This window comes from Kribbella sp. NPDC104740, assembly GCF_055583505.1.
The window spans coordinates 448,451-469,333 of record NZ_JBVJNV010000005.1 but is presented as its reverse complement, the minus strand read 5'-3'; the positions used below and the strand labels follow the sequence as shown (position 1 = coordinate 469,333).

Annotated in this window: 20 protein-coding genes; 7 read left to right on the top strand and 13 right to left on the bottom strand. The window is 70.7% G+C overall.

Going from position 1 to position 20,883, the window contains the following annotated elements:
* Nucleotides 1–244: 244 nt before the first annotated feature.
* Entirely contained in the window at nucleotides 245–1,699 is a 1,455-nt protein-coding gene (locus tag ACZ6Z4_RS27820) for a zinc-dependent metalloprotease family protein (protein WP_465570083.1), read from the bottom strand.
* Nucleotides 1,700–1,968: 269 nt separating this feature from the next.
* On the opposite strand from ACZ6Z4_RS27820, the gene ACZ6Z4_RS27815 reads away from it, so the two are divergent.
* On the top strand, nucleotides 1,969–3,042 hold the full coding sequence (locus ACZ6Z4_RS27815) for a glycoside hydrolase family 75 protein (protein ID WP_465570080.1): 1,074 nt from the start codon (nucleotides 1,969–1,971) through the stop codon (nucleotides 3,040–3,042).
* Nucleotides 3,043–3,085: 43 nt separating this feature from the next.
* Here ACZ6Z4_RS27815 and ACZ6Z4_RS27810 read toward each other — a convergent pair whose 3' ends face one another.
* Both ACZ6Z4_RS27810 and ACZ6Z4_RS27805 read right to left on the bottom strand, forming a co-directional pair.
* Nucleotides 3,086–4,192, bottom strand: coding sequence for a zinc-dependent alcohol dehydrogenase family protein (locus ACZ6Z4_RS27810; protein WP_465570078.1), 1,107 nt, complete (start codon nucleotides 4,190–4,192; stop codon nucleotides 3,086–3,088).
* Nucleotides 4,189–4,689 carry an acyl-CoA thioesterase gene (locus ACZ6Z4_RS27805; RefSeq protein ID WP_465570076.1) on the bottom strand — a complete coding sequence of 167 codons (501 nt, stop codon included), beginning with the start codon at nucleotides 4,687–4,689 and terminating at the stop codon, nucleotides 4,189–4,191. Before ACZ6Z4_RS27805 ends, ACZ6Z4_RS27810 begins: the two co-directional genes overlap by 4 nt.
* Before the next feature lie 93 nt (nucleotides 4,690–4,782).
* Here ACZ6Z4_RS27805 and ACZ6Z4_RS27800 point away from each other — a divergent pair, with 93 nt between their 5' ends.
* The 3 genes from ACZ6Z4_RS27800 to ACZ6Z4_RS27790 are packed head-to-tail and all read left to right on the top strand — an operon-like array spanning nucleotide 4,783 to nucleotide 7,802.
* Complete coding sequence (locus ACZ6Z4_RS27800; RefSeq protein ID WP_465570074.1) at nucleotides 4,783–5,715, top strand: acyl-ACP desaturase; 933 nt, start codon at nucleotides 4,783–4,785, stop codon at nucleotides 5,713–5,715.
* Nucleotides 5,716–5,759: 44 nt separating this feature from the next.
* Entirely contained in the window at nucleotides 5,760–6,449 is a 690-nt protein-coding gene (locus ACZ6Z4_RS27795; protein ID WP_465570072.1) for a DUF6348 family protein, read from the top strand.
* Nucleotides 6,450–6,464: 15 nt separating this feature from the next.
* Nucleotides 6,465–7,802: an MFS transporter gene (locus ACZ6Z4_RS27790; protein ID WP_465570069.1), complete on the top strand. Its 1,338-nt coding sequence runs from the start codon at nucleotides 6,465–6,467 to the stop codon at nucleotides 7,800–7,802.
* Here the strand turns inward: ACZ6Z4_RS27790 and ACZ6Z4_RS27785 are convergent.
* From ACZ6Z4_RS27785 to ACZ6Z4_RS27770, 4 genes are read right to left on the bottom strand one after another with little or no spacing between them, the layout of a single operon-like run.
* Entirely contained in the window at nucleotides 7,710–9,035 is a 1,326-nt protein-coding gene (locus ACZ6Z4_RS27785) for an ABC transporter permease (protein WP_465570068.1), read from the bottom strand. The two genes, ACZ6Z4_RS27790 and ACZ6Z4_RS27785, sit on opposite strands and share 93 nt — an antisense overlap.
* Nucleotides 9,032–9,724, bottom strand: a complete 693-nt coding sequence (locus ACZ6Z4_RS27780) for an ABC transporter ATP-binding protein (RefSeq protein WP_465570065.1) — start codon at nucleotides 9,722–9,724, stop codon at nucleotides 9,032–9,034. Before ACZ6Z4_RS27780 ends, ACZ6Z4_RS27785 begins: the two co-directional genes overlap by 4 nt.
* Nucleotides 9,721–11,019 (bottom strand): peptidoglycan-binding protein, encoded by a 1,299-nt coding sequence (locus ACZ6Z4_RS27775; RefSeq protein ID WP_465570063.1) that lies wholly within the window; start codon nucleotides 11,017–11,019, stop codon nucleotides 9,721–9,723. Before ACZ6Z4_RS27775 ends, ACZ6Z4_RS27780 begins: the two co-directional genes overlap by 4 nt.
* Nucleotides 11,016–12,071 carry a hypothetical protein gene (locus tag ACZ6Z4_RS27770; protein WP_465570061.1) on the bottom strand — a complete coding sequence of 352 codons (1,056 nt, stop codon included), beginning with the start codon at nucleotides 12,069–12,071 and terminating at the stop codon, nucleotides 11,016–11,018. Before ACZ6Z4_RS27770 ends, ACZ6Z4_RS27775 begins: the two co-directional genes overlap by 4 nt.
* A gap of 112 nt (nucleotides 12,072–12,183) precedes the next feature.
* On the opposite strand from ACZ6Z4_RS27770, the gene ACZ6Z4_RS27765 reads away from it, so the two are divergent.
* Genes ACZ6Z4_RS27765 through ACZ6Z4_RS27755 form a run of 3 tightly spaced genes read left to right on the top strand, consistent with a single transcriptional unit; the run spans nucleotide 12,184 to nucleotide 15,408 of the window.
* The gene (locus ACZ6Z4_RS27765) at nucleotides 12,184–12,897 is read left to right on the top strand and encodes a response regulator transcription factor (protein ID WP_465570059.1); all 714 of its coding nucleotides are present in this window, start codon (nucleotides 12,184–12,186) and stop codon (nucleotides 12,895–12,897) included.
* Nucleotides 12,887–14,743, top strand: a complete 1,857-nt coding sequence (locus ACZ6Z4_RS27760) for a sensor histidine kinase (protein ID WP_465570057.1) — start codon at nucleotides 12,887–12,889, stop codon at nucleotides 14,741–14,743. Before ACZ6Z4_RS27765 ends, ACZ6Z4_RS27760 begins: the two co-directional genes overlap by 11 nt.
* 41 nt (nucleotides 14,744–14,784) lie before the next feature.
* Nucleotides 14,785–15,408 (top strand): hypothetical protein, encoded by a 624-nt coding sequence (locus tag ACZ6Z4_RS27755; protein WP_465570055.1) that lies wholly within the window; start codon nucleotides 14,785–14,787, stop codon nucleotides 15,406–15,408.
* Here the strand turns inward: ACZ6Z4_RS27755 and ACZ6Z4_RS27750 are convergent.
* The 6 genes from ACZ6Z4_RS27750 to ACZ6Z4_RS27725 are packed head-to-tail and all read right to left on the bottom strand — an operon-like array spanning nucleotide 15,386 to nucleotide 20,861.
* Nucleotides 15,386–16,345: an LLM class F420-dependent oxidoreductase gene (locus tag ACZ6Z4_RS27750; protein WP_465570053.1), complete on the bottom strand. Its 960-nt coding sequence runs from the start codon at nucleotides 16,343–16,345 to the stop codon at nucleotides 15,386–15,388. The two genes, ACZ6Z4_RS27755 and ACZ6Z4_RS27750, sit on opposite strands and share 23 nt — an antisense overlap.
* Complete coding sequence (locus ACZ6Z4_RS27745) at nucleotides 16,345–17,091, bottom strand: SDR family oxidoreductase (RefSeq protein ID WP_465570051.1); 747 nt, start codon at nucleotides 17,089–17,091, stop codon at nucleotides 16,345–16,347. The genes ACZ6Z4_RS27750 and ACZ6Z4_RS27745 overlap by 1 nt, the downstream gene beginning before the upstream one ends.
* Nucleotides 17,092–17,098: 7 nt before the next feature.
* Nucleotides 17,099–17,779, bottom strand: coding sequence for a histidine phosphatase family protein (locus tag ACZ6Z4_RS27740; RefSeq protein ID WP_465570048.1), 681 nt, complete (start codon nucleotides 17,777–17,779; stop codon nucleotides 17,099–17,101).
* A gap of 3 nt (nucleotides 17,780–17,782) precedes the next feature.
* Nucleotides 17,783–18,838, bottom strand: a complete 1,056-nt coding sequence (locus ACZ6Z4_RS27735) for a phosphotransferase family protein (RefSeq protein ID WP_465570046.1) — start codon at nucleotides 18,836–18,838, stop codon at nucleotides 17,783–17,785.
* Nucleotides 18,838–19,635 carry an SDR family NAD(P)-dependent oxidoreductase gene (locus ACZ6Z4_RS27730; protein WP_465570044.1) on the bottom strand — a complete coding sequence of 266 codons (798 nt, stop codon included), beginning with the start codon at nucleotides 19,633–19,635 and terminating at the stop codon, nucleotides 18,838–18,840. The genes ACZ6Z4_RS27735 and ACZ6Z4_RS27730 overlap by 1 nt, the downstream gene beginning before the upstream one ends.
* Nucleotides 19,632–20,861: an acyl-CoA dehydrogenase family protein gene (locus ACZ6Z4_RS27725; RefSeq protein WP_465570042.1), complete on the bottom strand. Its 1,230-nt coding sequence runs from the start codon at nucleotides 20,859–20,861 to the stop codon at nucleotides 19,632–19,634. Before ACZ6Z4_RS27725 ends, ACZ6Z4_RS27730 begins: the two co-directional genes overlap by 4 nt.
* Nucleotides 20,862–20,883 lie beyond the last annotated feature (22 nt).

The following is a 20,883-nucleotide window of genomic DNA, read 5'->3' as shown; positions in this document are numbered from 1 at the left end:
CCGGAGCGCCCCTTCACCAGATGAGGGGCGCCCCGGGTCGGTCTGCTGGGCGGTCGAACGGCTCGGCCAGGGCGTGCCCCGGTCGGGTCAGCCCGACCGGGTGAGTCTGCTGGGCTCAGCTCGACCGAGGAGGTCCAGCCCAGCTCGACAGGAATGGGCCAGGCCCGCTGGACCGGGGTGGGCCGGGCAAACTCGACCGGGTCGGGCCTGCTCGGGCCGGCCCGACCCGGACAGCCTGCTCGGGTCAGCCGGCGGTGGCGCGGACCGTGTAGGCGCCTCGGCTGCCGTAGGTCGAGTAGCCGGTGTTGAGCGGGCTGGCGTAGCCGGTGTTGTCCACGCGGAGGTAGTAGGTGCCGGCGGCCAGCTGCTGGGTGAGGCTGGCGCTCAGGCCGGTGGGGGTGCTGGCGTTGGTCTGGCCGGCGGCCGGGTCGGCGGTGGCGACGACGGTGCCGGTCGAGTTGAGGAGCTGGAGCTTGATGTCCAGGTCGGCTCCGCTGGCGGCGGCGTTCGCGGCGAAGGTGTAGCGGCCGGCCGCCAGGTTGCTCAGGCGGAAGACGTCGACGTCGCTGTCGTTGGCGTAGATGCCGGAGACGGTGGCGCCGACCGCGAGCGTGGTCGCGGAGGCGGTGTCGTTGCCGTGGTCGTCGGCGCGCAGCGCGAGACCGTTCTGGCCGGCGACGGCGAAGTCGTCTTCCTTGTTGTTCGCGCCGGTGTACTCGCCCTTGCTCCACTGGCTGATCGCCTTGGAGTAGCCGACGCCCATGATCGGGGCCCAGGCCCCGTGGCCCTGGTAGTAACCGACCGACGCGGTCCCGTCGTGGCTCAGGCCGATGTTGTGGCCGGCCTCGTGCGACGCTGCTTCGGCGATGTTCTTCGCGCCGGTGCCGACGCCCTTGGTGAAGACCAGCGCGGGCTGGTAGTACGCGTGCCGGCTCGCCTCGTCGTACACACCGACGTACGCGACACCGCCGCAGCCACAACCCGACTGGTACCAGGTGCCCGGGTCGATCACGACGCGCGTGCCGTACTGCTGGTCGGACGTCCCGGAGCGCGTGATCGCCGACTCGGCCGGCGCCTGCGTGGTCACGTCGACGTCGAACGGCGCGTAGTCCTCGGCGATCCGCGCCCAGACGTCACGGACGACGTCCTGCTCCGCGGTGCTCCAGTTGCTGGTGTTGCCGTCGGTGTCGTACGCCGCGACGTTCACCGTGGTCGGCTTCCCGCCGGTGTTCCAGGCGGTGCCGGTGATGGTGTGCCCGTCGAAGTCCAGGTACACCACGCGGTTCGAGCCCGGCTTGCTGTGCAGCTCGAACGCCGGGCCGGCGGCGACGGCGGAGCGGACCGGCTTCTTGGCCCAGCGCGGCGAGACGGCCGACGCGACCCGCTCGGCCTTGGTCGCCGCGGGCTCGCGGTAGAAGAGCTTGCCGGTCTTGTCCAGCCAGCTGGTCTTGTCGGTGGCCAGGATCTGCTGGAGCTTCTGCTCGGCGATCCCGTTCCGCTCGGCCAGCTCGGCCAGGCGCGGCTGGAGCTTACCGAGCGCGGCCTTGCCCTGGAGCTGCTCACCGATCACCTGGTCGAGGGGGACGACCGGGACCTTCTGCTGGGCGTCGGCCTGGTTGCCGGCCACGACGGCCAGTGCTCCGAAGACGACGGCTCCGGCGCCGACGAGCGCGCCGGTACGACGGATCCTGCTCTGCATGGGGGGTCCTCCTCAGGGACTCCTCGGGACCGTCGCGCGCAGGGGGGCGGCGCACGGACGGTTCCTGTCTCACGTGCGGTGGGCGTCTCCGCACGGTGGGTAGCCTGCCGCACCGGTTGCCGCGCTGTACACGGTTCTGACCCGGATTTAACCCTTTCCCCGCCTTCCATTCGCCGCCGATGGAAGTTCCGGAACCGGCAGGCCCTTGACGACCAGGCACCCCGCTTCGATGGTTAGGAAGGTTTCCTATCTATTTGGAGAGGTGAATGATGCGTAGATTCCGCCCCCTCGCGCTCGCCCTCGCACTGCTGGCCGCCGGGCTCGGGCTGCCGGCGGCCACGTCGTCGCCGGCCGCGGCCGCGACCACGACGTACCAGGCCGAGAGCGGCACCCGCAGCCAAGGTGTCGTCGAGTCCAACCACGCCGGGTTCACCGGCACCGGCTTCGTCAACTACGACAACGTCACCGGCTCGTCGGTCACCCTCACGGTGAACGTCGGGACGGCGGGCAACGCCACGCTGGCGTTCCGCTCGGCCAACGGCACCGCGGTGAACCGGCCGATGACGATCGCCGTCGACGGCCGCACCGTCGCCACCCCGCAGTTCCCCGGCACCGGCGCCTGGACGAACTGGACCACCACGAACGTCAACACCACGCTCACCGCCGGCACGCACACGATCAAGACCACCGCCACCACCGCGAACGGCGGCCCGAACCTCGACTCGCTGACCGTCACCGACGCCGGCGGCGGCACCGGCGGTGCACCGACCGCCGCCGAACTGCTCGCCAAGGTGACCAGCTGCAGCCAGATCTCCAACGGCACCTACAAGACCGACCAGGAGCTCGGCGCGACCATCCCGGTCTGCGGCAAGAACGGCGCCGTGTTCTGGAAGGCCGACATGGACATCGACTGCGACGGCGTCCGCACCACCCAGTGCAACGAGAACACCGACTGCTGCTTCTTCCCCGACACCGCCTTCCACACCTCGACCGACCAGCCGCTGAACGCGGCGCAGCTGCCGTACGTCGTGGTCCCGAGCCCGAGCAGCACCTGGGACTACCGCAACTTCGGCATCGACGGCGGCGGCGTGGTCGCGGTGATCTACAACAACCAGGTCAGCTACGCCGTCGTCGGCGACACCGGCCCGACCGAGATCATCGGCGAAGCCTCGTACGCCGCCGCCCAGCAGCTCGGCATCAACCCCGACCCGAGCAACGGCGGCACCGACTCCGGCGTCACCTACATCGTGTTCAAGAACTCCACCATCAACCCGATCGAGAACCACAACCTCGCCGTCACCCGCGGCCAGGAGCTCGCGCGGACGTTCATCAACAACAACTAGGGGTGCTTCCCGGTCTCGCGCAGCAGGCGGGATCGGGAGACCCCTAGAGCAGCAGGACCTGACGGATCGACGTGCCGGCGGCCAGCTGATCGAAGGCTTCGTTCAGCTGGTCGAGTCCCACCGTGGAGGTGAGCAGCCGGTCGACCGGGAGTCGACCGGCTCGGTACAGCGCGATGTAGCGCGGGACGTCCCGGCTGGGTACGGCCGAGCCGAGGTACGAGCCCTTGAGCGTGCGCTCGTCGGCGACGAGCGACACGGCCGGGATGCTCAGCAGCTGTGAAGGATGCGGGAGACCGACAGTGACCGTGGTGCCGCCGCGGCGGGTCGCGTTGTAGGCCTGCGTCAGGACGGCGGCGCCGCCGACGGTCTCGAAGGCGTAGTGCGCGCCGCCGGCTGTCGCCTCCTTCACCTGCTCCACCACATCGTTGCCTCGGGCATCGATCGCGGCGGTGGCGCCCAGCTCCAGGGCGAGCTCGAGCTTCGCCGGTACGACGTCGACCGCGACGATCGGATGCGCTCCGGCCAGGACTGCGCCGAGCAGCGCGGAGAGCCCGACGCCGCCGAGCCCGAAGATGACAGCGCTCTGGCCGGGTTGCACCCGCGCGGTGTTGACGACGGCACCGACCCCGGTCATCACCGCACAGCCGAACAGCGCCGCGATCTCGGGCGGGAGGGAAGGGTCGATCTTCACCGCCGAGCGCGCGGAGACGACCGCGTGGTCGGCGAAGCCCGAGACCCCCAGATGATGATGGACGCCGTCCAGCCGCTGCGACCCACCGAGCAAAGTCCCTGCGGTGTTCGCCACGGCACCCGGTTCACACAGCGCCGCCCGCCCCTCGGCGCACGGCCCACACACCCCGCACGCCGGTACGAACGCGAACCCGACCGTGTCCCCCGGCGCGAACCCCTCCGCCTCCGACCGGACCACCTCGCCGGTCGCCTCGTGGCCGAGCAGCATCGGCATCACCCGCGGGCGCGAGCCGTCGATCACCGACAGGTCCGAATGACACAACCCCGCGGCGCGCACCCGGACGAGCAGCTCCCCCGGCCCGGGGTCGGCCAGCGAGACGTCCTCGACCTGCAGTGGGCGCGAGTCGGCGTACGGCTGGGGCAGGCCCATCTCGCGCAGTACGGCGCCGCGAACGATCATCCGGTGATCCCCTCCAACGCACTCCGCAGCTCGGCCGGTAGCGGCGTCGGCCGCCGGTCGCTGCGGTCGACGAACACGTGTACGAACCGCCCGACCGCGGCCGGCTCGTCGCTCCCGGCGGACTCGCCGCGAGCACGGTCTCCGCTCCCTGCGGGCCGGCCGTCAGCAAGGTCTCCGCTCCCGCCGGCACGATCTCCGCTGCTGCGGAACAGGCCGATCTCGTACGTCACGCTCGACGTCCCCAGTTTCGCCACCCGGAGACCGGCGTCGACGGTGTCCGGAAACGCCAGCGACGCCTTGAACGTGCACTGCGACTCCACGCACAAGCCGATCACCGGCCCGGCGTGGATGTCCAGCCCGCCGGCCCGGATCAGGAACTCGTTGATCACGGTGTCGAAGAAGCTGTAGTACTCGACGTTGTTGACGTGCCCGTACACGTCGTTGTCCTTCCACCGCGTCGTGATCTGGTGGAAGTGCGGGAAGGCGCTGCGGTCCACAGGAGTCACCCTAGTGGTCTACCGCACAACCTACGGTGGCGTAACTTACGGTGCCGTAGGGTGGGGGGATCCGCCGACGAAGGGAAGCCCTCGGTGACCGACAAGCTGGTGACGAACCTGCTGCACGAGCTGGAACCCGTGGTCGAGGAGAACCTCGAGCGGCACCTGGCGATCACCAAGGACTGGAACCCGCACGACTACGTGCCGTGGAGCGAGGGGCGCGACTTCGCGTTCCTCGGCGGTGAGGACTGGGATCCGGAGCAGTCCCGCCTCGACCCGGTGGCGAAGGTGGCGATGATCACCAACCTGCTCACCGAGGACAACCTGCCGTCGTACCACCGCGAGATCGCGACCCAGTTCGGGCTGGACGGGGCCTGGGGGACGTGGGTCGGGCGCTGGACCGCCGAGGAGGGCCGGCACGGGATCGCGTTGCGCGACTACCTGGTGGTGACCCGCGGGGTCGACCCGGTCGAGCTCGAGGTGGCCCGGATGGCGCACATGACCGCGGGCCACGAGGTCGACAAGAACATGCTGGAGGCGATCGCGTACGTCAGCTTCCAGGAGCTGGCCACTCGCGTCTCGCACCGCAACACCGGCAAGGCGACCGGTGACCCGATCGCGGACCAGTTGCTGGCCCGGATCGCGACCGACGAGAACCTGCACATGATCTTCTACCGCAACCTGGTCGCCGCCGCCTTCGAGGTCGCGCCGAACGAGACCATGCGCGCGGTCACCAACGAGGTGGCCGACTTCTCGATGCCGGGCGCCACCATGGAGGGCTTCGCGCGGAACTCGGTGACGATCGCGAAGGCCGGCATCTACGACCTGCGCCTGCACCACGACGAGGTGGTGGCGCCGATCCTGCGGATGTGGAAGGTCTTCGACCGCGACGACCTGAGCGGCGACGGCGCCAAGGCGCGTGACGAGCTCGGCGACTTCATGGCCGGGCTGGACGCGCAGGCGACCAAGTTCGTCGAGCAGCGCGACCGGCTGCGGGCCCGCCAGTCGGCGCGCGCGGGCGCTTGAGTACGCCGTACTGACGCTCGGGTACGACGTACTAAGGTCGCCGCATGAGTGAGCGGCTGCCTGACCCGGTGATTCTCGACCTGCTCGCCGGGAAGCTGGCGGCCGCCTCGAAGCGCGAGTGGAGCGTCGAGGGCGGCGTCGTGCGCGGGCCGGGCACGGTCGGCGTCACGCTCGGCGCGGACCACACCGGCGACCCGGCGCACCTCGACCTGAACTTCGTGCTCAACCTGGAGCGGCCGGACACGACCACGCTCACCGACTGCGTCACCGGGTACGGCGATACACCCGAGGCGGTCGTCGAGCGGGCGATCGACACCTGGCTCGGGACGACGGGGAGCGCGGTCTTCGAGCTCCTGGTCCAGGACGGCTCGTTCGCGAGTCACTTCGCCGCCGACGACCCGCGCGGCTTCCCCGGCTGGCACCTGATCCACGGCGGCATCGTCGGCTGGGGCAGCGGCGCCGAGCACCAGGCCGTCCAGCTGTGGGCGGCCGACCACCTGCTCCCGCCGGCCCTCGCGCCGGTGCTGGCCAAGGACCTCGAGCTCACCGGCGGTCAGCTGATCGGCATCAAGGTCTTCTTCGGCGGCCGCGCGGGCTCCGAGACCGCCGAGGTGCGGGTCAACGGTGAGGTCCACGAGACCGCGAGCGCCGCGATCGCCGAGCTGGACTGGCCGCGGCCGCAGGACGACCTCAGCTACGCCCGCACCTACCTTCTCCTGGTGCACACGCAGTAGAACTACAGTGCAGGCGTGCAGTTCATCCGCGATCTGGGCAGGTTGTTGCGGCGGGGTGACTTCCGGCGGCTGTTCGCCGTTCGGCTCAGCTCGCAGTTCGGCGACGGGGTGTTCCAGGTCGCGCTGGCGTCGTACGTGCTGTTCTCGCCCGAGCGGGCGCCCGACGCGGCGGCGATCGCGGGGCTTTTCGCGGTGGCCCTGCTGCCGTACTCCGTGCTCGGGCCGTTCACCGGTGTGCTGCTCGACCGCTGGTCGCGGCGGCAGATCCTGTTCGGGGCGAACGTCACGCGGGCTGTGCTCGTGCTGGTCGTGGGCGCGATCGTCGCGATCGGCAACGCGGGTGCACCGTTCTACCTGGCGGTGCTGCTGACGCTGGGGGTCAACCGGTTCCTGCTCTCGGGGCTGTCGGCCGGTCTTCCGCACGTTGTGGACGCCGACGAGTTGGTGATGGCCAACGCGGTCACTCCGACGTCCGGTACGGCGTTCTTCCTGATCGGCGGCGGCGCCGGAGCGGGCGTGAAGCTGCTCGCCGACTCCGACCTGGCCGTGCTCGGTACGACGTCCGCGGTCTACCTCGTCGCGGCCCTGCTCGCGCTGCGCCTCGGTCGCCGCCAGCTCGGGCCGGAGCTGAGTGGCGACGAACCTGGCGTACTCGAAGCCGTTCGGAGCATCGCCAACGGGCTCGTCGACGGCGGCCGGCACCTGCGCGAGCGCCGGCAGGCCGCGCTCGGTCTGGCCGCGATCGGGTCGCTGCGCTTCTTCTTCGGGCTCGTCACGGTGGCGATGATCCTGCTCTACCGCAACGAGTTCTACGGCCCCGACCAGCTCGACGAGGCGTTCGGCGCGCTCGCGCTCGCGACCGGGTCGGTTGGCGCCGGGCTGTTCCTGGCCGCGCTGGTGACGCCGTGGGCGACCCGCGTGATGACACTGCGGCGCTGGATCACGGTGCTGTTCGTCGCGGCCGCGGTGGTGACCGCGTTCCCCGGCGGGCTCTACACGCAGCCCGCGATCGTCGTCGCCGGGTTCCTCACCGGCTTCTGCGCGCAGGGCGTCAAGATCAGCGTCGACACCCTCGTCCAGACCCACGTCGACGACGTGTACCGCGGCCGCGTCTTCTCGCTGTACGACATGATCTTCAACGTCGGGCAGGTGTCCGCGGCCGCGCTCGGCGCGCTGATCCTGCCCGACGACGGGAAGTCCTACCCCGTGCTCGCCTTCATCGTGCTCGGGTTCCTGGTGACGGCCCTGGTCTACGCCCGGTCAAGCGCCGCGGAGCGCGGTGATCGGCTCGATCGCGGAGGCCTTCCAGGCCGGGTAAGTGCCGGCGAGCAGGCCGATCAGCGCGCCGAGTAGCGGCGAGCCGAACGCCAGACTGGTGTCGAGGATCGGCGTCCAGTCCTTGAACCACGAGACGCCGATCGTCAGCAGTACGCCGACCGCCGTACCGAGCAGGCCGCCGAGGAACCCGACAATCACGCTCTCGACCAGGAACTGCACGGCCACGTGTCTTCGGGCGGCGCCGAGGGCCCGGCGCAGGCCGATCTCGGAGACGCGTTCGAGGACCGAGAGCAGCGTGACGTTCGCGATCCCGAGGCCACCGACCAGCAGCGCGACGGCGCCGAGCAGGAGGAAGAGCGCGTTCAGATCGGACTCGACACCCTTCCGTACGCCGCCCTGCACCGGCGGTGCGTCGACCTTGAGCGAGCTCGGCGTGTTCGGGTCGATCGCGACCGGCGCCTGACCGGCGATCAGCTGAGCCGCGCCGACCTGGGTCTTGATCTCCAGCGCGTCCGGCGCCTTCAGGTCGTACGCCGTCTTGGCGGTGCCGTTCGGCATCACGATGCCGTCGAGCAGCTCGGCGCGGCCGGAGACGCCGTCGAGGATGCCGATCACGGTGTAGGCCTGGTCGCCGATGAACACCGCGGGCTGGGAGTCGACCCGGTTGATGCCGAGCTTCTCGGCGGCGTGCTTGCCGAGGACAACGACCTTGTCGCCGCGGGTGTCGTGCCCGGAGTCGAAGAAGCGCCCGGTGCGCAACTGCGCGCGGACGGCGTCGAAGAGACCTTCGGAGCCGGCCATGACCTGGAGGGCGTAGCCGTCCTTGCCGATGCCGGTGACGCTGCGGACGAGGTCGTCGCCGATGTTCAGCATGCTGAAGGTACCGGCGGCTTCGACGCCGTTCAGGCGTTTGATGCGCTGCGGGGCGTCCCAGGGGAGCTGGGCGGCGGCTTCCCCTTCGGCTTTGTCGTCCGGCTGGACGACGACGCGGGTTGCTGCGGCCAGGTCGAAGCGCTGGGTGATCTGGCCGGCGGCAGTTTGTCCTAAGCCGACGGTGCCGACGAGTGCGGCGATACCGAGGACTGTACCCAGGGTGGTGAGGATGAGTCGGGTCGGGCGAGCGGAGACACCGGCGAGAGCCTCGTCGAGGAGGTCCCGCAGCGCGGGACCGCGCGGGAGGCGCCTCCGCCGACTTGGAGCAGCTGCCGAGGCGCCGGGGCGGAGACGGGCGAGGCGGCGAGCGAGCGAGGAGGCCCGCGACGTGGACGGCTCGCCGGCGGGATCCGGGGAGCCGGTTCTGGGGGTCACCACTGCAAGGTCCCGTCGACGATGCGGACCTGGCGCTGGGCGCGCCGGCTGACGTGGTCGTCGTGGGTGATGACGGCGAGTGTCATCCCCTCGGCGTGCAGCTCGTCGAAGACCTCGAGGATGGCTTCGGCGTTCGCGGTGTCCAGGTTGCCGGTGGGTTCGTCGGCCAGCAGGAGGCTCGGTTCGGCGACCAGGGCGCGGGCGATCGCGACGCGCTGGCGTTCACCACCGGACAGCGTGCGCGGGCCGAACTCCATCCGGTGCGCGAGCCCGACGCGTTCGAGGGCGACGCGGGCGCGGGCCATTCGTTCGCGGCGCGGGACGCCGACGTACACCATCGAGAGCGCGACGTTCTCCAGCACCGTGCGGTGATCGAGGAGATGGAAGGACTGGAAGACGAAGCCGATCCGCTCGCCGCGCAGGACGGCGCGACGGCGTTCGCGCAGGCTGGAGGTGTCGACGCCGTCGAGGCGGTAGACACCGTCGCTGGGGTTGTCGAGCAGACCGAGCAGGTGCAGCAGCGTCGACTTGCCGGAGCCGGACGGGCCGACGATCGACAAGTACTCTCCCTCCCGGACGGTCAGGTCGATGCCTTTGATGGCGCGGACTTCCGGTGGTCCGGGAAAGAAGCGGCGGACACCGATCATCTCCACCACAGGAGCAGGCAACGCAACAGCGGTGGCCGTCATTTGCCCACCACCACCTGGTCGCCCTCGGCGAGCTTGGCGTCGCCGGTCGCGGTGACCTCGGCGAACCCGTCGGCCGACAGCCCGACCTTCACCGGTACCAGCTCGATCTTCCCGTCGCGCAGCACCTCGACCCGCGACGACCCGTCCGAGCCCGCCGACAGTGCGGCGACCGGTACGGCGAGCACCTTGCCCTGCGTGCTCTTCACCGGGATCGTCACCCGTACGTTCGCCTCCCGCAGCCGTTCCAGCTGCGCGGCGGTCAGCGACTTCGGCGCCACCACCACGTCGTGCTGGTCGGCGTTGCGGCTGATCCGCCGGACCGTCGCCTGGATGATCGTGCCGTCGCCGAGGTCGAAGCTGGCGGCCATCCCGGTTTTCAGCTGCTCCTTCGTGGCCGCGTCGACCTTGACCGTCACCACCAGCGAGGCCCCGCTGACCGACATCACCACGCCGTTCACCACGCCGCCGCGCTCGACCTTCACGTCGTCGACGCGCCGCGGCAGCGACTTCACGAACACGATCTCGGACACCGGCAGCGGCGTACCGGCCTTGAACTCCGCCTCCTCCAGGTCGTCCTGGGCGTCGGCGAGGTTCTCGGTCGCGTCGTCGACCTGGCCCTGCTCGACGGTGAAGTCCTTCTTGCCCGGTGTCGCCTTGGCCTGCTTGAGCGCGGCCTTCGCCTGCCGGAGCGCGTTCTTCGCCTGGTCGACCGCCTTGTCGGCGCCGTCGACGGCCTGGGTCAGCTGCTCCTCGGCCTCCGGTGCCTCGTACCCGGCGGCCTCGTACAGTTCCTCGATCGCGTGCGCCGTCCCCAGGTCGTACTTCGAGTCGACGGTCCCCGGGTCGAACCCGAGCCGGTCCAGCGTCTGCTCCAGCTGCAGCACGTCCGGACCGCGGCTGCCCGGGCTCAGCGACCGGTACATCGGCAGGACGCCGGCCAGCCCGATCACCGGTCGCCCGGCGATCTCCAGCAGCACCTTGCCCTCCTTGATCGTCGACCCGACGGCCGGGACCTTCCCGGTCACCACGGCGGGCGTCTTCAGCCCGCTGGTCTCGACGCGGACGTTCACCGCGCCGTCGAACGACGTGTCACCGCGGCCGACCACCTTGCTCGACAGCGCCTTCTTCTCCACCGGCACCGTGATCTGGGAGGCCTTCGGCGGCGCGGTCTTGGCGGCCGCGTCCTCCGGCGACTGGATCCGGCTCCCGGCGGCGACGCCGACCCCGAGCGACATCGCCGCCACCGTGGACACCCCGACCAGCACCCGCCGTCGCGACTTGGGCGACGCGCTCACCGCTCGGCCATCGTGTCGCGGTACTGCTCGAGCTCGGTCTTGTGCTGCGCGACGAACTCCTTCTCGTGCTCCTGCGAGGCCGCCTTGTACGCCGCGTCGTACACCTTGGTCTTGCAGCCCTGGTCGGCCTTGGCCAGCTCGATCTCGAACTTGCGCAGGTCCGCGAGCTTGGCCGCGTCGACCTTGTCCAGTGACGGGATCGCGATCGCGACCGCCGGTCCGCCCTTGGTGGGCTGGTCCTTCGCCCCGGTCAGCTCGTTGAGCTTGGTCTGGACCTGGTTGCGGGCGTCCTCGATCTTCTTGAAGCCGGCGTGGCCGGCGTCGGCCATGCAGTCGGTCCAGGCGGCGGTCGCGTCGACGACGCGCTGGTCGCTGTCGACCCGTTTGCGCAGCGCCTCCAGGTCCTTGAACAGCGAGTCGAACTTGCTGAAGTCGGCCAGCTTGTCCTCGCCGCTGCCGAAGACCTCCTCGCCGGCCTTGCCGCGGCAGCCCATGTCCTTGGCGTCGGGCCGCTTGCCGTCGGCCGGCAGCGCCTGGATCGTCCCGCCGCTGGTCGCCAGCTCGCCGTTCAGCGCCTTGTCGTAGGCCTTCTGCGCGGCCGGGCTGAGCGCCTTGCGGATCTTGGCGTTCGGGTCGGAGTCCTCGGCGTCGCCGTCGGGTTTGCCCCAGTCGATGGTGCTGATCCCGTAGCCGTACTGCTCGGCGAACTTGTCCGGCGGCAGGTTGAAGGCGTCGTTGAACTTGGACTTCGGGTTCGCCTCCGGCGGCACCGCGACGTACTCGAACCCGGCCGTCTTCATACAGGCCGCGACCAGGTCCTCCATCTTGCGCTGCTTGGCGTTCTGCTCCTCGGTCGACTCGTTGCCCCCGGCCCGGGTGACCCGGACCGCGCCGCCGCCCATGCTGCTGAACCCTTCGCCCATGTACTCCGCGAGCGGGCTCTTGTCGTCGCTCTCGACCGGCTTCTTGTCCGCGCCCGGGCTGTTCACGGCCCCGCAGCCGGCCAGCGCCAGGACCGCGATCAGCGAGAGTGCTTTGCGTGAGTTCTTCATGGCAGCGAGCGTGGCCCGGCGGCGATGAAGAACCTGTGAAGGACCGATCAGCACGAGATGCTCTCAGCCGATCTTCATCGGATTCTCATGAAGATCAGTCATCGTCGAGGACATGCCAGCCCGGATTCTTGTCGCCGAGGACGACCGGAAGCAGGCGGAGCTGATCCGGCGCTACCTCGAGCGCGAGGGTCACCTGACGGTCGTGGTGCACGACGGGCGGGCGGCCATCGACGAGGCGCGCCGGCGGCGGCCCGACCTGCTCGTGCTCGACGTGATGATGCCGAAGGTCGACGGCCTCGACGTCTGCCGGGTGCTCCGGGCCGACACCGGCGACGGTGCCGACGTACCGATCATCATGCTCACCGCGCGCTCGACCGAGGACGACCTGCTGCTCGGTCTCGACCTCGGCGCCGACGACTACCTGACCAAGCCGTACAACCCGCGCGAGCTGGTGGCCCGGGTCCGGACCGTCCTGCGCAGGACCCGGATCCGGTCCGAGGGCGAGGTCTACCGGGTCGGCGAGCTGGAGATCGACCCGGTCCGGCACGAGGTGCGCCTGGCCGGCGAGCTGATCGAGGCGACGCCGGCCGAGTTCAAGATCCTGGCCTGCCTGGCGGCGTCGCCCGGGCGCGCGTTCTCCCGCCAGCAGCTGCTCGAGCACGCGTTCGGCTTCGACCACTACGTGTTCGACCGGACCATCGACGTGCACGTGATGAACCTGCGCAAGAAGATCGAGGCCGCGCCCGGCACCCCGAAGTACCTGAAGACCGTGTACGGCGTGGGCTACAAGCTGGCCGACAAGGTGGTGACGTCCGATGCGTCGTAGCGTCCTGGTCCGGTTCCTCGGGCTCTCCCTGGCGGTGGCGCTCGGCGCCGTGATCGCGACCGCGGTGATCGCGACGTACAGCACGTCCGAGCAGCTGCAGGGCGAGATCGACACCAACATCTCGCAACTGGACGTCGACACCCGGATCTACGCCGAGCTCAGCGACTACGCGACCGACCACGCGACCTGGCAGGGCGTGGACAAGCTGGTCCACCAGCTCGCCGACGAGACCGGCCGCCGGGTCGCGCTGACCGCTGCCAACGGCTCGTCGATCGCCGACTCGGCGAAGATGCTCGGAGCGTCACCGGACCTCCCGTCGGTGCCGGCGGCAACGATCGACGCGCGGAACCAGGGCGGCGGGGTCGCGATGCTGCGCGCGCAGGCGGTCGCCGGGGTCTCGGTCAGGACCACCTTCGCGAAACCGGTGATGGCGACGGCCGGCGGCGGCGTGGGACCGTACAAGTCCTGGGGGCTGACCGACCAGGAGCTGCGTGACCGCGAGCAGCTCGCCCAGCAGGCGGCCGAGTGCTACCGGTCGCAGGGCCGGAACGCGACGGTGACCGGTGGCGGTGAGGTGGCCCCGCAGCTGATGATCGAGAACGGCCGGACACCGGACGGCGTCAGCATGTCGACGTTCGTCCCGACCGTGTCCGGCGAGGCCGACCCTTGCCTGCCGGCGGAGCTGTACGCACCGAGCGCGAAGGCCGTCCAGGTCAACGCCGACGAGATCAAGCGCGCCGAGAGCTGCCTGCAGGCGACCGGCGAGCCGTACACACTGACCACGCAGAACGGCCTCGGCGCGCTCGTCCCGCCCGCGGACAGCGAGTACTCCACGCAGTTCGCCGACTGCTCGACCACCGCGCGGTCCGAGGCGCTCGCGCCGTACGTCGCACCGGAGGCGAAGCTGTATCTCGGGTCGAAGAGCACGTTCAACGTGTTCTCCACCGAGGGCCTGCTGCGGACCGCCGCGACCGCGCTCGGTGTGCTGCTGATCGCGGCCGTGGTGATGATCTTCACCGGCCGCCGCCTGGTCCGGCCGATCCTCGCGCTGACCGGCGCCGCGCAGCGGATGACGAACGGCGACCATGCCGCCCGCGTCCCGGTCTCCGGTAAGGACGAGGTGGCCCGGCTCGGGCACGCGTTCAACGCGATGGCCGCGTCGATCCAGCAACACGACCACCAGCGCAAGGCGATGGTCAGCGACGTCGCGCACGAGCTGCGCACCCCGCTGGCCAACATCAAGGGCTACCTGGTCGCCTCCGAGGACGGCGTCGTACCGCTCGACCGCGAGCTGGTGTCCTCGCTGCTGGAGGAGACCAGCCTGCTCGAGCACCTGGTCGCCGACCTGCAGGACCTCGCCCTGGCCGACGCCGGGATGCTCCGGATGCACCCCGCGCCGCGCGACCTCGCCGAGCTGGCCGGGCAGGTCGTCGCCGCGCACCGCCCGGCCGCCGAGGCCGCGGGCATCACGTTGACCGCGGCAACCAACGGCGCCGCCCCGGCGGTCGTCGACAGTGCCCGAGTCCGGCAGGCGCTGGGCAACCTGGTGTCCAACGCGATCCGCTACTCCCCCGACGGCGGCCGTGTGGTCGTCGGCGTACGGCGCTCCGGTGACGACTACCTGCTCACCGTCACCGACACCGGCACCGGGATCGCCGCCGAGCACCTCCCGCACCTCTTCGACCGCTTCTACCGCGTCGAGCACTCCCGCTCCCGCGCCACCGGCGGCAGCGGCCTCGGCCTGGCGATCACCAAGCACCTGGTCGAAGCCCACCAAGGCACGATCAGCGCGACCAGCCGCCCCGGCCACGGCTCGACGTTCACGATTCGCCTGCCCGTCCGCTGAAGGATCTTCCGCTGACCCGTCACGCACTGCGACACTGAGCCGTGAGCTATCCGCCGCCACCGCCGCCGCTGAACTACGCACCGTACGGCGGCCCGCCGAAGAAGAACCGGGCCGGGCTGGTCATCGTGCTGCTGATCGGCGTCGTGGTCGTGTGCGTGGGAGCGGCCGGGTACATCGCGTACGACCTGGCCAGCGGGCGCGGAAACGAGCCGAAGGCAACCGACGCACCGGTCGGGGCGACGCCTGAGCAGCCCACACCGGTCAAGCCGTCGCCGCCCAAGCCCTCCGTGGTGAAGCCCTCGGCCACCAAGCCGACCGCCAAGCCCACGGTGAAGCCTCCGGTGGTCAGCCCCAAGCCGCCGCTCTCCAAGCCGCAGCGCGCGGCGCTGCTGGCCCGGACCTTCGTCGCGCACCTGAACGCCGGCCGCAACGACGCCGCGGGCGCGCTGGCCTGCGGGGCGACCAAGGAGTTCGTCCCGCAGCTGATCGGCCAGATGATCGGCCCGCCGTCGAAGCTCGTGGTCGGTGAGCTGAGCGGCTCCGACCCGTCGTACGTCTACCAGATCAGTGGGACGACCAAGGGCAGGACGGCGTTCGGAGTCGTGATCGTCAACATGACCGCGGCGCCGTGCATCCAGGTGCTCAACGTGGGGACGTCGGGCTAGCCAGCGCCCGCGCGGTCTCCAGCAGGTCGTCCCCGGTCGGGAGCGTCGCGATGATCGGGGTGTCCAGCCCGTTGTCGACGTACGCCTGGATCTTGGCCCGGCAGTCGGCGGCCGACCCGTGCACGACCAGGTCGTCGATCACGTCCACCGGTACGGCGGCCATCGCCGCGTTCCGGTCGCCGGCCGCCCAGGCCGCGCGCATCGGGCCGAGCGCCTCCGCCCGGCCGAGCCAGTCGTGGAAGGCCGAGTAGCCGGGCACGGTCAGGTAGGTCGCGATCAGGTAGCGCCCGATGTTGCGGGCCATCTCGGCGTCCTCGGTGACGCAGACGAAGATCCTCGCCGCCAGCTCCTGGTCGTCGCCGAGCTCGGCGCGGACCTGCTTCACGTCGGCCGCGGACAGCCAGTTCGTGATCGCGCCGTCGGCCTCACGCTTGGCGAGCTTGAGCATCTGCGGCCGCAGCGCCGCCAGCATGATCGCGGGCGGTACACCGGGCGCCTTCTCCAGCCGGAACCGCTGGATCGTGAAGCTCTCGAACTCGCCGTCCACCTTCTCCCCGGCGAACGCCTGCCGCAGGAACCGCAGCACGTCGCGCGTCCGGGCCAGCGGCGGGTCGTACGCGATCCCGTTCCACCCGGTCACGATGGTCTCCGACGACGCCCCGATCCCGAGCACGAACCGCCCGGGCGCGAGGTCGGCCAGCGCGGCCGCGCTCATCGCCAGCGCCGCCGGACCCCGCGTGTGCACCGGTACGACGGCCGTCCCGAGCCGCAGCCGGTCGTCCCACTCCGACGCCAGCACCAGCGGCGTGAACGCGTCGGCGCCCGCCACCTCCGCGGACCACAGGTCGGTGTAGCCCAGGTCGGCCAGCTCGCCGATCAGCGCCTTGTGGTCGCGCAGCGGCACACCGGTGAGCGGAACGGTCAGTCCCCAACGCATCAGATCAGTCTCCTCAGCACCGGCAGCGGCGCGATCTTCATGAATCTGGCCAGCGGCTCCCACGGCCAGGACGGCACGTACGCGCGTCCCTTCTCGGCCTCGATCGCGGCCACCATCGCCCGCACCCCGACCTCGGTCTCGACGATCAGCGGGGTCTTCGCCACGTGGTCGTTCAGCTCGGACTTGATGTAGCCCGGGCAGATCGCGCTGACCTTGATCGGCTTGCCGAGCAGCTCCATCCGCAGCCCCTCGGCCAGCGAGCTGATCGCCGCCTTGGTCGCGCCGTACGCCGTCAGCGAGCGCGGCAGCCCGCGCACCCCGGCGACCGACGTGATGAAGACCAGATGGCCGGCGTTCCGCGCCCGGAACAGCTCCATCGCGGCCTCGGCCTGGGCCAGCGCGGCGACGTAGTTGGTCATCGTGGTCTCGAGGTTCGCGTCGAACCGGCCGGTGCCGACCGGGGTGCCCTTGCCGATGCCGGCGTTCACGATGATCCGGTCGAGGCCGCCGAGCTCGTCGTCGAGCGCGCGGAACCCCTCGAAGACCTGGGCGTGGTCGGTGACGTCGAGCTTGCGGATCAGCACGGTGATGCCGGGGTGCGCGGCGAGCAGCTCCTCGCGCAGCGAGGTCAGCCGATCCTCGCGGCGCGCGGTCAGCGCCAGGTCGCGGCCCTTCGCGGCGAACTGCCGGGCCATCTCGGCGCCGAGGCCGGAGCTGGCACCGGTGATCAGGATCGTGCGTCGCATCGCGGCCCTATCTGTAGGTCAGTTCGTCGGTACCGTCCAGGTGCCCGTGCTCGTTGTAGCTGACCACGGTCAGCCCGCTGCGCCCGGACACCACCTTCGTGATCGCGGTGTTGATCGTCACCGGGTTCAGCCGCAGCCACAGGTCGTCGGCACCGGACCAGAGCCGGCCGACCACGGCCGCGATCGGCCCGCCCGAGGTGAAGACCAGCACGGTCTCCCCCTTGCCGGCGCGCGCGGCAACCCGTCGTACGGCGGACTCGGAGCGGTCGCAGAAGTCGGTGAAGCTCTCGGTGTAGCCGTCGCCGCCCTGCGTCCAGCGCTCGGTCGCGGCGGTGAACATCTCCTGGAACGCCCGCGTCGGATGCCCGGTCCGGGCCAGATCCGCGAGCAGCACTGCCCGTCGCTTGTACGCCGGCTTGTGCGCGACGATCACCTGGTCGTGGTCGAACTCGTTGAACCCCTCGTCGACCTCGACCTCGGTCGGCAGCCCGGCCGCGGTCAGCGCGAGCGACGCCGTCCGGTCGTGCCGCTGCATCGCACCGGTGACGACCAGATCGGGTTTCACCCCACGTTCGGCCAGCGTCTCGCCGAGCCGGACCGCCTGCCGCTCACCGAGCGGAGACAGCCGGTCGTAGTCGCTCTTGCCGAACGACGCCTGCGCGTGCCGGATCAGGTAGACGGTGCCCATGCCCTAAGCCTGCCGGATGATCTGCCGGCAGCGGCGTTCGAGCAGGTTGACCGGGAGCCACAGGTTCTTGAAGCGCGGGTTCCGGGTCTGCTTGTGGTGGTAGCGGTAGTAGATCTGCTGCGCGATCACGGCCAGCCGGAACAGGCCGAACACCTCGTAGAAGGCCCAGTTCCCGCGCTCGACACCGGTCTGCGCGCAGTAGTAGTCCACGATCTCGTCGCGAGTGATCATCCCCGGCGCGTCCGACGGCTGCAGCCGGAACCGGCGGAACGCCCAGTCGTCGTCGGCCTGCACCCAGTACGCCAGGCCGCTGCCGAGATCCATCAGCGGGTCGCCGATCGTGGCCAGCTCCCAGTCCAGGACGCCGACCACCTTCAGCGGGTCGGCCGGGTCGAGCACGACGTTGTCGAGCCGGAAGTCGTTGTGGATCACGCGGGAGCCGGCGTCGGCCGGGCGGTTCGCCTCCAGCCAGGTCATCACCTTCTCGGCGCCGCCGACGTTCCAGGTCTTCGCCTTGCGGTAGCGCTCGGACCAGCCGTGCACCTGGCGCTCGACGTACCCGTCGCCACGGCTGAGATCGGCGAGCCCGGCCTGCGCCGGGTCGACCTGGTGCAGCGCGACGAGCGTGTCGATCAGCGTGAACCCGAGCTGCCGGGTCTGCTCGGGCGTGACGTCGACACCCAACGAGGAGCGGCGCGGGATCGTCCCGGCGATCCGCTCCATCACGTAGAACTCCGAGCCGAGCAACCCGGTGTCGGTGCAGTGGGCAACCATCCGCGGGACGTACGGGAAGACCGGCGCGAGTCCGGCCTGGATCCGGTACTCGCGGCCCATGTCGTGCGCGCTCTTGGCCTTCGTACCGGCCGGTGGGCGGCGCAGGATCAGGTCGCGGCCGGCGTACCGGAGCAGGTAGGTGAGGTTGGACGCGCCGCCGGAGAACTGGCGGACCTCAGGCGGGCCGTCGGGGAGCTCGGTGTGCGTGCGCAGCCAGCGGTCGACGGCCGGTACGTCGAAGGAGTCCTCGTCGCGCACCGCGCGAGCGCCTTCGACGGTCTCCATCACCTGTCCCCTGCGGTCGCCGCCTCCGCGCGCTGCCGGGCGCGGGCGGCGATCTTGCGCATCTGCCGGTCGTACAGCGGGCGCGCGAACCGCTTGGTCCGCCAGGCCAGCAGCGCCGGCCGGTCCGGGATGATCAGGAACTGCTTCTTCTTCACGCCCGCGACCACCACCGCGGCGATGTCGTCCGCGGTCCGCGGCGACTTCTCGATCAGCCGGCGCGCGGACTCGCCCATCGCGGTGTCGGCGCCCTGGATCGAGTCGGCCAGGTTGGTCCTGAAGAACGACGGGCAGACCACCGACACGTTCACGTCGTACGGGTGCAGCTCGTGCGAGAGCGTCTCGGACAGCGCGACGACGGCGGCCTTGACGGTGTTGTACGAGCTCATCATCGGCGGGTGCACGAGGCCGGCCGCGGACGCGGTGTTCACGATCTGGCCGGAGCGCTGCGCCTTGAACATCGGCGTGAACGCGCGGCAGCCGCGGACCACGCCCATCAGGTTGATGTCGACGACCCGGTCCCACTCGGCCAGCGTCTCGACGTCGATCCGGCCGCCGGTGGCGATCCCGGCGTTGTTCACCAGGATGTCCAGCCCGCCCCAGGTCTGCTCGACCCACTCGACCGCGGCGTCCCAGTCCTCCGCGCTGCGCACGTTCAGCTGCCGGTACGTCGCACCGGCCGGCGGCGTCAGGCCGGCCGCTACGTCGGTGCTCAGGACCTGGTGGCCCTCGGCAACGAACCGCTCGACGAGGGCGAGCCCGAGCCCGCTCGCGCCACCGGTGACCAGCACCCTGCTCATTCGGACTCCTTGTACTTCGCCAGCTCGATCCGTGCGACCACACCACGGTGCACCTCGTCGGGCCCGTCCGCCAGTCGCAGCGCGCGGGCCCCGGTCCAGGCCGCGGCCAGCGGAAAGTCGTCGGACAGGCCACCGCCGCCGTGCAGCTGGATCGCCATGTCGATCACGTCCTGCGCCATCCGCGGCACCGCCACCTTGATCTGGCTGACCTCGCTGAGCGCGCCGGCCAGGCCCTCGGTGTCGAGCAGGTGAGCGGTCTGCAGGACCAGCAGCCGGGCCTGGTTGATCGCGATCCGGGCGTCGGCGATCCGCTCGCGGTTGCCGCCGAGGTTGACCAGCGGCTTGCCGAACGCGGTCCGGCTCAGGCCCCGGCGTACGGCGAGCTCGAGCGAGTGCTCGGCGAGACCGATCAGGCGCATGCAGTGGTGCACGCGCCCCGGGCCGAGCCGGCCCTGGGCGATCTCGAACGCGCGGCCGGTGCCGACCAGGATGTTCGCCGCCGGGACCCGGACGTTCTTGAACGAGACCTCGCCGTGGCCGTGCGGTTCGTCGTACCGGTGCATGGCGGGGAGCAGGCGCTCGACCTTCACGCCGGGGGTGTCGCGCGGGACCAGGACCATCGTGTGCCGGGCGTAGCGGTGCGCGTCGGGGTCGGTCAGGCCCATGAAGATCAGCAGCTCGCAGTTCGGGTGACCGACGCCGGTGCTCCACCACTTGCGGCCGTTGATCACCACCTCGTCGCCGTCCAGGACCGCGGTCGCGGCCATGTTGGTGGCGTCGGAGGAGGCGACGTCGGGCTCGGTCATGCAGAACGCGGACCGGATCGTGCCGTCGAGCAGCGGCTCCAGCCAGCGCTGCTTCTGCTCGGCCGTCCCGTAGCGCAGCAGGACCTCCATGTTGCCGGTGTCCGGGGCGTTGCAGTTGAAGACGTACGGCGCGAGGAACGAGCGGCCGGTCAGCTCGGCGATCGGGGCGTAGTCGACGTTGCTCAGGCCCTCGCCGTACTGCTCGTTGCCGGGCTCGGCGGGCGGGAGGAACAGGTTCCACAGCCCCTGCTCACGGGCCTTGGCCTGCAGGTCCTTGAACGCGGGCGTCGGCTGCCAGGGGTCGGCGGCGTGCGCGGTCGCGGCGTGCAGCTCGGCCTCGACCGGCTCGATCTCGGTGCGCAGGAAGTGGTCGACCCGCTGGATCAGCTCCTGCGCCCTCGCGGACGGCGCGAACCCCATCAGCACTCCTCGGAACGGACAG

What these genes read in the sequence shown, in the direction of transcription:
- ACZ6Z4_RS27820 (WP_465570083.1), bottom strand. Translation starts at nt 1,699, where the DNA reads ATGCAGAGCAGGATCCGTCGTACCGGCGCGCTCGTCGGCGCCGGAGCC.
- ACZ6Z4_RS27815 (WP_465570080.1), top strand. Translation starts at nt 1,969, where the DNA reads ATGCGTAGATTCCGCCCCCTCGCGCTCGCCCTCGCACTGCTGGCCGCC.
- ACZ6Z4_RS27810 (WP_465570078.1), bottom strand. Translation starts at nt 4,192, where the DNA reads ATGATCGTTCGCGGCGCCGTACTGCGCGAGATGGGCCTGCCCCAGCCG.
- ACZ6Z4_RS27795 (WP_465570072.1), top strand. Translation starts at nt 5,760, where the DNA reads ATGAGTGAGCGGCTGCCTGACCCGGTGATTCTCGACCTGCTCGCCGGG.
- ACZ6Z4_RS27780 (WP_465570065.1), bottom strand. Translation starts at nt 9,724, where the DNA reads ATGACGGCCACCGCTGTTGCGTTGCCTGCTCCTGTGGTGGAGATGATC.
- ACZ6Z4_RS27770 (WP_465570061.1), bottom strand. Translation starts at nt 12,071, where the DNA reads ATGAAGAACTCACGCAAAGCACTCTCGCTGATCGCGGTCCTGGCGCTG.
- ACZ6Z4_RS27765 (WP_465570059.1), top strand. Translation starts at nt 12,184, where the DNA reads ATGCCAGCCCGGATTCTTGTCGCCGAGGACGACCGGAAGCAGGCGGAG.
- ACZ6Z4_RS27760 (WP_465570057.1), top strand. Translation starts at nt 12,887, where the DNA reads ATGCGTCGTAGCGTCCTGGTCCGGTTCCTCGGGCTCTCCCTGGCGGTG.
- ACZ6Z4_RS27750 (WP_465570053.1), bottom strand. Translation starts at nt 16,345, where the DNA reads ATGCGTTGGGGACTGACCGTTCCGCTCACCGGTGTGCCGCTGCGCGAC.
- ACZ6Z4_RS27745 (WP_465570051.1), bottom strand. Translation starts at nt 17,091, where the DNA reads ATGCGACGCACGATCCTGATCACCGGTGCCAGCTCCGGCCTCGGCGCC.
- ACZ6Z4_RS27740 (WP_465570048.1), bottom strand. Translation starts at nt 17,779, where the DNA reads ATGGGCACCGTCTACCTGATCCGGCACGCGCAGGCGTCGTTCGGCAAG.
- ACZ6Z4_RS27735 (WP_465570046.1), bottom strand. Translation starts at nt 18,838, where the DNA reads ATGGAGACCGTCGAAGGCGCTCGCGCGGTGCGCGACGAGGACTCCTTC.
- ACZ6Z4_RS27730 (WP_465570044.1), bottom strand. Translation starts at nt 19,635, where the DNA reads ATGAGCAGGGTGCTGGTCACCGGTGGCGCGAGCGGGCTCGGGCTCGCC.
- ACZ6Z4_RS27725 (WP_465570042.1), bottom strand. Translation starts at nt 20,861, where the DNA reads ATGGGGTTCGCGCCGTCCGCGAGGGCGCAGGAGCTGATCCAGCGGGTC.